Origin of the sequence: Vibrio sp. 10N.247.310.17 (assembly GCF_041466605.1) — a bacterium.
In the GTDB taxonomy this organism is placed as follows: Bacteria; Pseudomonadota; Gammaproteobacteria; order Enterobacterales; family Vibrionaceae; genus Vibrio; species Vibrio tasmaniensis_A.
The window spans coordinates 81,894-93,366 of record NZ_JBFSTC010000008.1 but is presented as its reverse complement, the minus strand read 5'-3'; the positions used below and the strand labels follow the sequence as shown (position 1 = coordinate 93,366).

Sequence of the window (11,473 nt, the reverse complement as noted above, 5' to 3'; positions counted from 1 at the left end):
AGCTCGGAAGGATCCTTCAACCGATCACTTTGGCTTTAACTGATCGGCATTAGCCATTAGGCTGCTTTTTTTTGATCTGAATATGACTAATTATGCTGTCTCTCGATCGTCGGCCTTACCTGTGTCTATTTGTTAAATTCAGGTCATGAAATAAATGAAATGGATAATAATCTTTAATTATGCAACCTTAACGTGATTGTAACTTAATTAAAATATTGTAAGTCACAGATCAGGTTTTAGTTGTATACCTGATGTATTCCGAGTGTTAACTTAATGTTTCATAAAAACAGTGTAATGTGAGCTGCTTTAAGTCTTAGGAAAGCAATCGGCTTACATAACACAGAATGGCGTATTAAAAATTGAAATCGACCGGAAAGTCGATAACGTATATAAAACCAAGTGCAAACAATAGTGCACACTTAACAACGTTTGGCTTAGGATATTTTCACTGCATGTGAATGGATATTCGTTAAGTACCGAAATAAGTGTTGGTGCTCATCCCCCAGAGGAAGATACCTCTTAGAGCACTAACATCGACAAGCTATAAATATATGGAGAATAAAATGGCTGGTGTATTAGGAATGATTCTTGCTGGTGGTGAAGGCTCTCGCTTAAGACCTTTAACTGAATCTCGCAGCAAACCCTCGGTTCCTTTCGGTGGTAGTTACCGCTTAATTGATTTTGCTCTGAATAACTTCGTTAATGCTGATCTAATGAAGATCTACGTATTAACACAGTTTAAGTCACAATCACTGTTCCATCACATGAAAAAAGGTTGGAATATCAGTGGTATAACAGACCGTTTTATCGACCCAATCCCTGCGCAAATGCGTACAGGTAAGCGTTGGTATGAAGGTACTGCAGATGCTATTTATCAAAACCTTCGCTTCATGCAGTTGGAAGAACCTGATCAAGTTTGTATTTTTGGTTCAGATCATATTTACAAAATGGACATTAAGCAGATGCTTGATTTCCATAAAGAGAAGAAAGCGGCTTTAACCGTTTCTGCATTGCGTATGCCGCTTGCTGAAGCATCTGAATTCGGCGTTATCGAAGTGGATGCTGAAGGACGTATGATTGGTTTTGAAGAGAAACCGGCTAACCCGAAACCAATTCCAGGTGACCCGGAGTCTGCGCTTGTGTCTATGGGTAACTACGTATTTGAAGCTAACGAGTTGTTCGCAGAACTTGTTGAAGATGCAGATAAAGAAGACTCGACACATGATTTCGGAAAAGACATCATTCCAAACATGGTTCCGCGTGGTGATGTGTTTGTTTATGACTTCAGTACTAACCGTATTACTGGTGAGAAAGAAGAAGTTTATTGGCGCGATGTAGGTACGATTGACGCGTACTGGCAAGCTCATATGGATCTTCTTGAGAAAGATGCGCCATTCTCGCTATACAACCGCAAGTGGCCACTACATACATACTATCCGCCACTACCGCCGGCTACGTTTACTGATTCGGCAAACGGCCGTGTTCAGATCATCGATAGCTTAGTGTGTAACGGCAGCTATGTACGTGGCTCTCGCATTGAGAAGTGTGTATTGGGTTTCCGCAGTAATATCGCATCAGCGTGTGATATTAGTGAGAGTATCTTACTCGGTGATGTGAAAGTGGGTGAAGGTTGCGTACTTCGTCGTGTCATCGTCGATAAAGATGCAGATATCGCACCTGGAACACAGATTGGCGTAAATCTGAAAGAAGATAAAAAGCATTACCATGTCTCTGACGATGGTGTAGTAGTTATTTCCAAAGGAGCTCGAGTTGGTTACTAAGACTCTCTCGGTACTTTTTGTAGCGTCTGAAGTTGAAGGCTTGATTAAAAGTGGTGGCTTGGCTGATGTAGCCAAGGCACTGCCAAAAGCGTTACAAACACTCGAACAAGATGTTCGAGTGACCATCCCTGCTTATAGAAACATTCCAAACATTGATTCAGCTGAAGTGATTTTGTCGACCGAGCTCGATCATTGGCCTCATACTGCTTATCAAGTCAAAAAGTTGAGTGTCGAAGGTGTTCAAATCTTCGCTATTGAATGTGACAAGTATTTTGACCGTCCTGAAATGTACGCAGAGAACAATCAAGCGTATGCTGATAACGGAGAGCGCTTTTCGTTCTTCAGTACGGCTTGTTTGGATATGCTTCCTAAGCTCGCGTTCCAACCTGATATCATTCATGCAAATGACTGGCACACAGGCTTTGTGCCTTTCTTGCTTAAATCACGTTATCAACAACACGAATTCTTTGAAAATACGCGCAGTGTTATGTCGATTCACAATGCAGTTTTCAAAGGGGTGTTCGCATACGATGAACTGCAATGTCTGCCAGAGATGCACAGTTACAATGTGCCTGAAGCATCTGTAAGTGACACGCATGTCACCATGCTAAAAGCAGGGGTGATGTGTGCCGATAAGGTCAATGCAGTAAGCCCAACGTATGCGGAAGAGCTGAAAACGGAGTTAGGTAGCCATGGCATGGCAGCAGAGTTCCAACATCGTTCGGCCGACTTATTTGGTATTCTCAACGGTTGTGATTATGGAGCTTGGAACCCGGAAACAGACGCTTCCCTTCCTCGTAAATTCAAAGCAACGAAACACAGCATGACTCGTGGAAAATCTGCTTGTAAGCAAAAACTGCAACAAGATGTTGGTTTACCCGTTACCGATTGTGCGGTTTATGGCATGGTTTGTCGTCTGACCAACCAAAAAGGCGTTCATTACTTACTGCCTGTCATCGAGCAGTTCTTGAAAAACGAATTGCAGATCGTGATTGTCGGTACTGGTGATCCGGTTTTGGCGAGTCAATTGAAAGAGTTATCAGCACTTCATTCAGACAAGTTCTCATTCGTAGAAGCCTACAATAATGAACTAGCGCATTTGGTTGAAGCGGGCTCTGATTTTTTCTTGATGCCTTCTGAATTTGAGCCTTGTGGCTTGAACCAAATCTACAGCATGGCTTACGGCACTTTGCCTATTGTGCGCTCTGTTGGTGGTTTAAAGGACAGTGTGAATGATTACGATCAGGATCCCGAGATAGCAACAGGCTTTGCTTTTGAAGAACCAACACCGCAAGCATTACTAGCGGTATTACATCGCTCATTACTACTTTATGCTCAAAATCCATCTGAAATTAAGCGCGTTCAACTTTACGCGATGCAACAAGATTTTAGTTGGGAAGATGCGGCAGAAGAATATCTTGCGATGTACCATTCTGCATTTTAACTTGTTGACTTAGCTTTAAAATACAGTTGTTGAATAACAACTGTTCATAATAAAAGAAGGCGCTCTGCTGATAGAGTGCCTTTTTTTTTCTGGTCAGATCACATCACTTTTCCAAAGACAAAGCTTGCAAACTCATTTTAGTCAGGTAGAAAAGGTGGTCAGGTATTCACATGACTAGTGTTGGGTTTGACACTATTATCACTTAAAATTCTTAATTGCGTGATATCCTTAGTCATCGCCTTGTGATGAGGCTTAGCTCCATAAATAAATTAAGCGATAGGTATGTCTGAGAGTTTATTATTTCATAAAACATTTACTCACCCTACGAGTGATCAGTGGGTTGTGTTTGTGCATGGCGCAGGGGGCAGTTCCTCCATTTGGTTTAAGCAGATCAAAGCGTATAAACAGCATTTCAACTTGCTTCTCATTGACTTGAGAGGGCACGGTAAATCAGACAACATACTTAAAGATCTGATTTCGAACCGTTATACGTTCAAATCAGTAACGCTCGATATTCTTAAAGTGTTAGATCATCTAAAAATCCGATCCGCACACTTTGTTGGTATGTCTTTGGGTACAATTATCGTTCGTAACGTGGCCGAACTGGCGGCAAGCAGAGTACGTTCGATGGTGCTTGGTGGTGCTGTCACTAAACTCAACACTCGATCTCAAGTCTTAATCAAATTAGGAAACCTGAGTAAGCACATCATTCCTTATATGTGGCTATACAGCCTTTTTGCTTATGTTGTGATGCCGCAAAAAAGTCAGAAAGAATCACGTCACCTGTTTATCCGCGAAGCGAAAAAGCTGTGCCAAAAAGAGTTCAAGCGCTGGTTTATCCTCACGGCTGATGTGAACCCATTGATGAAATACTTTAAAGACAGGGAGTTGCCGATTCCGACTTTGTATTTGATGGGCGAGCGCGATTACATGTTCATCAAACCCGTTAAAGAAATGGTCGAAGCGCACGAGTCGAGCGAGTTGGTAGAAATTGCCAACTGTGGGCATGTATGTAATGTAGAAAATCCTGAAGAATTCAATCAACAATCTATCGCTTTTATCCAAAAGCAAATTCAGTGATTCTCTGGGTTGGTTATCAGACTAGATGATCCAATAGAATTAAAATAAAAACGGGAAGCTAATTTAGCTTCCCGTTTTTATTTGGAGGAGGTATTTGACCGAATCGTGTCTGTAATAACTGAAACTTTGCTATTCAGGCGAAGCAGCGCCGCACTGCCAACAAGACCCGAATTGTGCTTCATTGATTTCATGACACTCACCACAACGCCACTCTTCATAGATGATCGAATCTTGCTGTTTTTGGTAGTCATTGACGATCGTGCGGGCTTTACTAGCGAGTTCTGGCTCATATAACCATACGTAAGGGTCTGTATCTTCGGTAAATGGGATTTCACCTTTTAAACCAAACAAACCCTCACCACGGACTTCACACGCAATATTCTCGCTTTCTAACAATCCACAGATGATATGAGCTTCTGTTGGATTCGATGCACTGAAGATTTTCATTGAAATAGAACCTTATTTGGCTGCATGCGTTGCTAAGTTATTTAGCTATTTAGCTATTTAGCTATCTAGCTAGCTATATACGTTACTCAGCGACAGGTGCTGAGCGAAATTTGTTCATCAACCATTTAGCAATAATTGGGAACACACCCAGTAAGGCAAATGACAACAGTACTGAGGGAGACACGATGCCCGAAAGTGAATCAATTTCTGCGAGTTGAGTTCCGGCATTCAAGAAAACGGCGGTACCCGGCAACATACCGATTTGGCTAGTAATATAGTAACGACTCACCGACATCGGTGTTAGACCCATCAATAGATTGATAAGGAAAAATGGGAAAACAGGAATTAGACGTAGCGAGAATAAGTAAAATGCACCGTCTTTCTCAACGCCCTTATTGATGGTGGCTAACTTGTCGCCAAACTTGGTTTGGATCCAGTCACGTAACAAGTAACGGCTACTTAAGAAGGCGAGGGTTGCGCCAATAGCGCTCGCGAAAGACACCAGCAGTAAACTGTTCCAAAACCCAAACAGCGCAGCGCCTAACAGCGTAACAACGGCAGCGCCAGGAATTGAGAAAGCCGTAATCATGACATACGCGACAAAATAGATAGCGGCAGCGGCAATGAAATTGCTCTCGATGTAGTCATTCAAAACAGCTTGCTGGGCTTTTGCATTTTCAAGCGTTAAGTACTGGCCGAAATTGACGCCTAACAAGACGATGGTTATGACCAACACAATACCCAATATCATTTTTTTACTCATTGATACTTCCTCTAAATTTTCAATGCATACCATTAGTTTTTCAATGTATACCACTAGTATAGATAGACAGGCAAAGCATAGAATAACTTTCACCAGATATAAAAAAAGCCGCAAAAATGCGGCTTAGTTATCTATATAGTTTGCACTGACAATGTTAATTGACGTGATTGATAAGCTCTTCACGACGTTGCTGCGGTATAACAGACCAATGTGTACCATTGATCGCGCCTTCTAGCGCCCATAACAGTTCAATACTGACAGAAGACGCATGCGATTCTTTGATGGCGTTAAATGCGTTTACAGAGCCAGATTCATATAAACGTTCTACAGAATCGATCCCTGCCTTTTTCAACATCCGCTCGGTAGCGAGTCGAAGGTTAGGCAGATCTTTGAGTCTAGTTGGTTTAGCAGAAGATTGTTCAGCTTTCTCTTCTTTAGCAAAACCTAGAGACGTAGTCGCAAGCTGCAAGATTTTCTCTTGGTCTTGCCATAAGCCTTCAGGTAAAGCGAAATATTTAGTAACGACAGGAAAACCACGTTTTTTGTAGACGTACGGTTGAAATCCTTGTTGTTCGAATTGTTGTGTTGTGCATTTGTCAGCTCGTATATGCAACTGGTCATTCACAACCAGGGCAAACATAGTGTCATCAGCAAAAAGCCCGAATCCACCAAACATTGAGCGTGACTTAATTTTTCCTAGGGGCTCAAATAATTTCATTGAGTCCTTTAGTATCGGTTTATCCATGTTATTTATCTCGGTGTATTTGAACTACGCCACCAAATAAGCAGGTCCGAGAGATTAGCAAAATGTTGCAATTAAATTGTCAATAGGCTGTAAATTACTAAAGTATTAGCAGTTACTGCATTTTGCCATCGGTAACCCCGCTACCATACCAACGAGTGGTTTAGGCCGGAAGCTTTGCGTCCCACTTTTTCAAGTGGTTTGCCCTGTGCGTGACTGGGTTATTAGAATAAAGTTTTTGTTGAATTAGGCTCACACTTCTTATTTCAAAATGTGACATTGCTTCAATTAATGATCTTTGAATTATGCACTCAAGTGCACTTTGTTTGTTGATAAAAAAAACGCACCTAAAGGTGCGCTTGATTAAACTAAACTCATTACATCAATTAATTTAACGTTTTAACTGTACTTCGCTCAACAATTTCAGGGTGCATTTCGAAGACGCGTTTCTCGTGGTCTTTGTCTTTTATACGCTCTAGTAGTATTTCGAATGCATTTTTACCAACACGGCGCTTAGGTTGGTGAACCGTCGTTAACGGTGGAGAGAAGTATTCAGCCAATTCTATGTTGTCGTAACCGATCACTGAGATATCTTCAGGAATACGAATGCCTTTTTCTTGTAATCGGCTCATCAGTCCTAATGCCATCGTGTCGTTAAAACAGAATACTGCGGTAGGGCGATCTTTCATCTCAATGATTTGGTCAGCAGCAATCACAGCTGTGTCACATTCAAAGTTGCCTTCGATGATCATATTTTCATCGGCAGTAATCTTCGCTTCATTGAGTGCGCGCTTGTAACCTGAGATGCGTTCAACACACGCTGCTTTGTCTAAGTGGCCACTTAAACATGCAATCTTGGAGTGACCGCGCTCAATGAGGTATTTGGTTGCTAGGTAGCCACCTTCTTCAGAGTTATCGATGATCTTATCAGCCTGAGAGCTTTCAGGGCCCCAGTCCATGATAACTTTAGGGATGTCTGCGTGACGGTCTAACATCTCTCTTAGTTCTTCAGTCAGGTCAGAACACATAACTAAGATGCCATCTACACGTTTCTCTGCAAGCATTCGAATGTAGTCACGTTGCTTTTCGTAGATACCGCCCGTATTACATAGGATCAAAGTGTAACCTTGACGGTAGCAGTAGCTCTCAACACCATCGATAACTTCAGAGAAGAATAGGTTAGTTGATTGAGTCACTAGCATACCGATGGTGCGGGTTGTATTGCACTTCAAACTACGAGCAACGGCACTTGGCGCATAGTTCAGTTCGTCTACGGCTTTGTTTACTTTTTCTTGAGTCGCTTCAGCAACAAAGCGAGTTTTGTTGATTACGTGAGAAACGGTTGTTGTTGATACGCCGGCTAAGCGTGCGACATCTTTTATAGTGGCCATGTTTTTATCCTATTAGAAGCTACTTTCCCAAAGTACGGAATGAAGTAGCCGTTAAGCTACCTAACTAAGAGCTTAAATTTGTAGGGCTCTTTGGGTACTAAAGTGCTAAAAAACAAAAAACCGCTATTGAGCGGCTTGTCTTAACACCGAAATGCTCTGAACTTCAATAAGTGTAGCATTTCGTGAATGTTTCATATTTTATCGTTTGCGGTCACAATTTTAGACTGACTAGAAATTACTCGCAATAAAATTCACCCAGAAATCCGGGTGAATGGTCACAATTCTATTGAATTTATTTATCGAGTCGCCAAAAAAAGCTTATTCGCCAGCTAGGTATTGAGTGTCTAATTTGCAGAATGCCAATAGCAGGGATGAGACTGAAGCGTAGAAACCGAATGTGTCAATGTCATGACATTTAACGTTGAACTTTGGTACCCAAGTAAGCAGTTGCTGTTCGATAAATTGCTGTTGAACAGCGAAGGATTTCTCTAGTTCTTCTTCAAGTTCAGTTTCGTTCGAACGAATGATTAGATTACCTAGGAAATCGAGTTCGATAGCAATGTGGTCAGCTGGCTCTTTTAGGTCTTGGTTAACCACCAAGTTGTGTTTAGCCATGATCTCTTCCATATCTTTTGCTGGCTTATCGTTCAATAGGCCAGTCTGGCCGATATACATAGAAGCGTAAGGAAGTGCGCCATGTTTATCAGTCTTTAAGAATAAGTCACAGAAGTCAGCAGACAATTCTAATTGAGCATCTTCACGTGTTTGTAGACGGTTTAGCGCATCCACTAAGCTATCAATCGCCGGCTTTAGTGTTTCATTTTCACCTAAACCAGTTAGGAAAGAACGAATTTCAACAGAGTGGTAGTGATCGAGTTCTTCTTGAGTGAGCTCTTTAGCGAACAAGCTTGATAGCCACCAGTATATTTCTGCTCGTTGTTCGTTGAATGCTTTCGTATCTTTCATTTCTTAGATCCTGATTTAGTCTTGTGGTGTGTGTATACCTAGCATCGTCGAGTGATTTATGTATAGGCACACCAAGGCTGAATAACAAGGTTATTTGCGAAACGCAAAGTTACTCGTTAGTAGTAATGCCTATATTGAATTGCGATGGGCGACAAATAGCAAGGTTTAAGATTGTCTTGTATCAAAAAAAAATCATGTTTCTGGCTTTTATCTTCTGTAGTACTAGAATTGTTACGAGTTATGAATAGAATGGTCACTGAAACTATTAAATAAGAAAAGTGGTGTAGATGAGCTATCACGTATTAGTCGTAGAAGATGATGTGGTAACCCGAAGTAAACTGGTTGGATATTTCCAGAATGAAGGTTACACAGTGAGCGAAGCTGAAAGCGGGGCTCAAATGAGAAAAATGTTAGAAGAAAATAACGTTGACCTCATTATGTTAGACATCAACTTGCCAGGCGAAGATGGATTGATGCTAACTCGCGAATTACGCAGTCAATCAGACATTGGAATAATTTTAGTTACTGGACGCACGGATAGCATTGACAAGATCGTTGGCCTTGAAATGGGCGCAGACGATTACGTTACTAAACCCTTCGAACTTCGCGAGTTGTTGGTTCGAGTTAAAAACCTCTTGTGGCGTATTTCGGCTGCTCGTAAAACTGCAGCGGTTGCGGTAGAACAAACAGAAGACGAATCTGTGGTTCGTTTTGGTGAATGGACGTTTGATATACCTCGCCGTGCGCTAAGCAAGAACAGCGAGCCGGTGAAATTGACCAAAGCTGAATATGAATTATTGGTTGCACTCTCTTCTTACCCTAACCAAGTATTAAGCCGTGAACGTATTCTGAATATGATCAGCCATCGAGTAGACGCGCCGAATGACCGCACTATCGACGTGTTAATCCGTCGTATGCGTGCAAAAATGGAGTTTGACCCTAAGAATCCACAAATTTTTGTGACGGTTCACGGTGAAGGTTACATGTTTGCTGGTGACTAATTTCCCGTGGAAAGCTGATTTCAGTAACGATACTTGAACGTAAAAAAACCGAGACATCAATGATGCCTCGGTTTTTTTTGTTACTGAACTTTTTAATTGTTTACCGTCGGAGTACTGCTCTCGACAGGGTCATTACTTGTGTCTAGCCAATCTCGCAAGCTTTGCCAAACTAATCCCATCGTCTCATGCCAATAGCGCTCAGTCTGCTCGAGATAGATAGCCTTAGGCATATACTTATTCCATGGTTCAACAATCCCTTCTTGTGCAAGGTAGTTGGTTGGAGCTGGTAATGGTTTCATGCCCGCGGCATTGAATTCATTAAGTGCGCGAGTCATATGGCTAGCTGATGTCACGAGCACCATTTTCTTATTCTTAACAAATGCAGCGGCTTGGCGAGCTTCTTCCCACGTATCTTTCGCAGTTTCAAGCAGAATGATATCGGGTTTTGCCACGCCGAGTGCTAGCGCTACTTTAGCCATCATTTTTGCGTTGCTCACCTCAGTGCCTGCGCCATAACCAGACAAAATGAGTTTAGCTCCAGGGTAAAGACGTAAGATACGAATCCCTTCACTTAAGCGCATCAGACCGGTGCGGCTAAGTTCTGATGTTGGTGGGATTTGGTCATCAACAACGTGACCACTTCCAAGAACCATAATGTAATCGACGGTATCATCGATAGGTAAAAAAGCGGTGTGTTGCCTTTCCATTGGCATTAAAAGTTGACTAGAAACAGGCTGGAAAGCGATTAGGAAAATACCACAGAGGGCTGAAAGGGTAATTAGGCAACCTGTCTTCCTTTTTGCAGTAAACATCACTAGGGCTAAACCCAGAAAAGCGAGAATTAACATTGCTGGCAGTGGCATCAGTAACGAAGACACTACTTTTTTCAGCTCAAACATATCCGAATAGTCCGAAAAAACATCACTTAGTAGTAAAAAGAGACATCGCCTCTTTATTCCTGAAATTCCTGTGACAGAATAGCAGGCACGATAGGACATAATAACTCAAGTAGCCGTGACTGAAGACCGTAATTTCGACGATATTGCCCACAAATTTGCAAAAAACATATACGGCTCTGACAAAGGAGAGATCCGTCAGTGCATCGTATGGGAAGATTTAGAACAAGCTTTGAGCAAGTTTGATCAATCCGCTTCGCCGCTGCATGTCCTTGATGCAGGCGGTGGACTTGCACAGATGTCACAAAAAATTGCGACACTAGGCCACAACGTTTCTCTGTGCGACCTCTCCTCTGAAATGTTGAAGCTCGCAGAAGAAAGTATCAGCGAAGCGGGTTTGCTCGAGCAATATCGATTTATTCATTCTCCGGTACAAAAAGTGGCAGAGCATCTCGAAGAGAAAGTCGATTTTGTGATGTTTCATGCCGTAATGGAATGGCTAGCAGACCCCAAACAGGCACTTGATTTATTGTTGGAACAAGTAAAACCCGGTGGTATTGCCTCGATAATGTTTTACAACCACCATGGTTTAGTCCTGAAAAATGTGATTTGTGGCAACATTCCTCATGTATTGAATGGGATGCCACATCGAAAAAGGTTTAAGCTGCAACCACAAAAAGGCTTGAAGCCTGAAGAGGTTTATCAATGGATAGAAGACGCTGGTCTAGATATCTGTGGTAAATCAGGCATTCGCTCTTTCAGTGACTACATAGGTAATATGGAGTACATGGGTGATTACCAATTTGAAGATGTGTTGGAACTAGAGAAACAGCTATGTCGCCAAGAGCCATATCTGTCGCTAGGCCGTTATATTCACGTTTGGGCTCAAAAACCTGCGCAATAACAGCGGTGAATGTGGTAAAAGAAGCCACAACATGCGCTATGCCATCGTAAGAAGCCGC

Annotated in this window: 11 protein-coding genes and 1 riboswitch; of the genes, 5 read left to right on the top strand and 6 right to left on the bottom strand. The window is 42.1% G+C overall.

What is annotated here, in order from left to right; translation table 11 throughout:
• Window positions 1-551: 551 nt before the first annotated feature.
• The 3 genes from glgC to AB6D80_RS04595 all read left to right on the top strand — a co-directional run bounded on the left by glgC (window position 552) and on the right by AB6D80_RS04595 (window position 4,305).
• A complete protein-coding gene (glgC, locus tag AB6D80_RS04605) occupies window positions 552-1,781 on the top strand; it encodes a glucose-1-phosphate adenylyltransferase (RefSeq protein WP_080518005.1) in 1,230 nt (409 codons plus the stop codon).
• Window positions 1,771-3,225 carry a glycogen synthase GlgA gene (gene glgA / locus AB6D80_RS04600; RefSeq protein ID WP_017097712.1) on the top strand — a complete coding sequence of 485 codons (1,455 nt, stop codon included), beginning with the start codon at window positions 1,771-1,773 and terminating at the stop codon, window positions 3,223-3,225. Before glgC ends, glgA begins: the two co-directional genes overlap by 11 nt.
• A gap of 282 nt (window positions 3,226-3,507) precedes the next feature.
• Window positions 3,508-4,305, top strand: coding sequence for an alpha/beta fold hydrolase (locus AB6D80_RS04595; RefSeq protein ID WP_017097713.1), 798 nt, complete (start codon window positions 3,508-3,510; stop codon window positions 4,303-4,305).
• 129 nt (window positions 4,306-4,434) lie between these two features.
• Here AB6D80_RS04595 and AB6D80_RS04590 read toward each other — a convergent pair whose 3' ends face one another.
• The 5 genes from AB6D80_RS04590 to torD all read right to left on the bottom strand — a co-directional run bounded on the left by AB6D80_RS04590 (window position 4,435) and on the right by torD (window position 8,614).
• Window positions 4,435-4,752 (bottom strand): DUF2007 domain-containing protein, encoded by a 318-nt coding sequence (locus tag AB6D80_RS04590; protein ID WP_009846350.1) that lies wholly within the window; start codon window positions 4,750-4,752, stop codon window positions 4,435-4,437.
• Between the two features lie 82 nt (window positions 4,753-4,834).
• Window positions 4,835-5,515: a TVP38/TMEM64 family protein gene (locus AB6D80_RS04585; protein ID WP_009846351.1), complete on the bottom strand. Its 681-nt coding sequence runs from the start codon at window positions 5,513-5,515 to the stop codon at window positions 4,835-4,837.
• A 154-nt stretch (window positions 5,516-5,669) separates the two neighbouring features.
• Window positions 5,670-6,260: a TfoX/Sxy family DNA transformation protein gene (locus tag AB6D80_RS04580; protein ID WP_009846352.1), complete on the bottom strand. Its 591-nt coding sequence runs from the start codon at window positions 6,258-6,260 to the stop codon at window positions 5,670-5,672.
• 127 nt (window positions 6,261-6,387) lie between these two features.
• A riboswitch (cyclic di-GMP riboswitch) is annotated at window positions 6,388-6,473 on the bottom strand.
• 170 nt (window positions 6,474-6,643) lie between these two features.
• The gene (gene purR / locus AB6D80_RS04575) at window positions 6,644-7,648 is read right to left on the bottom strand and encodes an HTH-type transcriptional repressor PurR (RefSeq protein ID WP_017099945.1); all 1,005 of its coding nucleotides are present in this window, start codon (window positions 7,646-7,648) and stop codon (window positions 6,644-6,646) included.
• A 318-nt stretch (window positions 7,649-7,966) separates the two neighbouring features.
• Window positions 7,967-8,614, bottom strand: a complete 648-nt coding sequence (gene torD, locus AB6D80_RS04570; protein ID WP_012603615.1) for a molecular chaperone TorD — start codon at window positions 8,612-8,614, stop codon at window positions 7,967-7,969.
• A 287-nt stretch (window positions 8,615-8,901) separates the two neighbouring features.
• Between torD and torR the strand changes: the two genes are divergently transcribed.
• Complete coding sequence (gene torR / locus AB6D80_RS04565) at window positions 8,902-9,615, top strand: two-component system response regulator TorR (protein WP_009846355.1); 714 nt, start codon at window positions 8,902-8,904, stop codon at window positions 9,613-9,615.
• A 92-nt stretch (window positions 9,616-9,707) separates the two neighbouring features.
• On the opposite strand, the gene elyC is transcribed toward torR, so the two are convergent.
• Entirely contained in the window at window positions 9,708-10,514 is an 807-nt protein-coding gene (gene elyC / locus AB6D80_RS04560) for an envelope biogenesis factor ElyC (RefSeq protein WP_009846356.1), read from the bottom strand.
• Window positions 10,515-10,629: 115 nt separating this feature from the next.
• Here elyC and cmoM point away from each other — a divergent pair, with 115 nt between their 5' ends.
• On the top strand, window positions 10,630-11,415 hold the full coding sequence (gene cmoM, locus AB6D80_RS04555) for a tRNA uridine 5-oxyacetic acid(34) methyltransferase CmoM (RefSeq protein WP_009846357.1): 786 nt from the start codon (window positions 10,630-10,632) through the stop codon (window positions 11,413-11,415).
• Window positions 11,416-11,473 lie beyond the last annotated feature (58 nt).

Coding starts and splice junctions, on each gene's coding strand:
- AB6D80_RS04595 (WP_017097713.1), top strand. CDS start 3,508: ATGTCTGAGAGTTTATTATTTCATAAAACATTTACTCACCCTACGAGT.
- AB6D80_RS04580 (WP_009846352.1), bottom strand. CDS start 6,260: ATGGATAAACCGATACTAAAGGACTCAATGAAATTATTTGAGCCCCTA.
- torR (WP_009846355.1), top strand. CDS start 8,902: ATGAGCTATCACGTATTAGTCGTAGAAGATGATGTGGTAACCCGAAGT.
- AB6D80_RS04585 (WP_009846351.1), bottom strand. CDS start 5,515: ATGAGTAAAAAAATGATATTGGGTATTGTGTTGGTCATAACCATCGTC.
- torD (WP_012603615.1), bottom strand. CDS start 8,614: ATGAAAGATACGAAAGCATTCAACGAACAACGAGCAGAAATATACTGG.
- glgC (WP_080518005.1), top strand. CDS start 552: ATGGAGAATAAAATGGCTGGTGTATTAGGAATGATTCTTGCTGGTGGT.
- elyC (WP_009846356.1), bottom strand. CDS start 10,514: ATGTTTGAGCTGAAAAAAGTAGTGTCTTCGTTACTGATGCCACTGCCA.
- AB6D80_RS04590 (WP_009846350.1), bottom strand. CDS start 4,752: ATGAAAATCTTCAGTGCATCGAATCCAACAGAAGCTCATATCATCTGT.
- purR (WP_017099945.1), bottom strand. CDS start 7,648: ATGGCCACTATAAAAGATGTCGCACGCTTAGCCGGCGTATCAACAACA.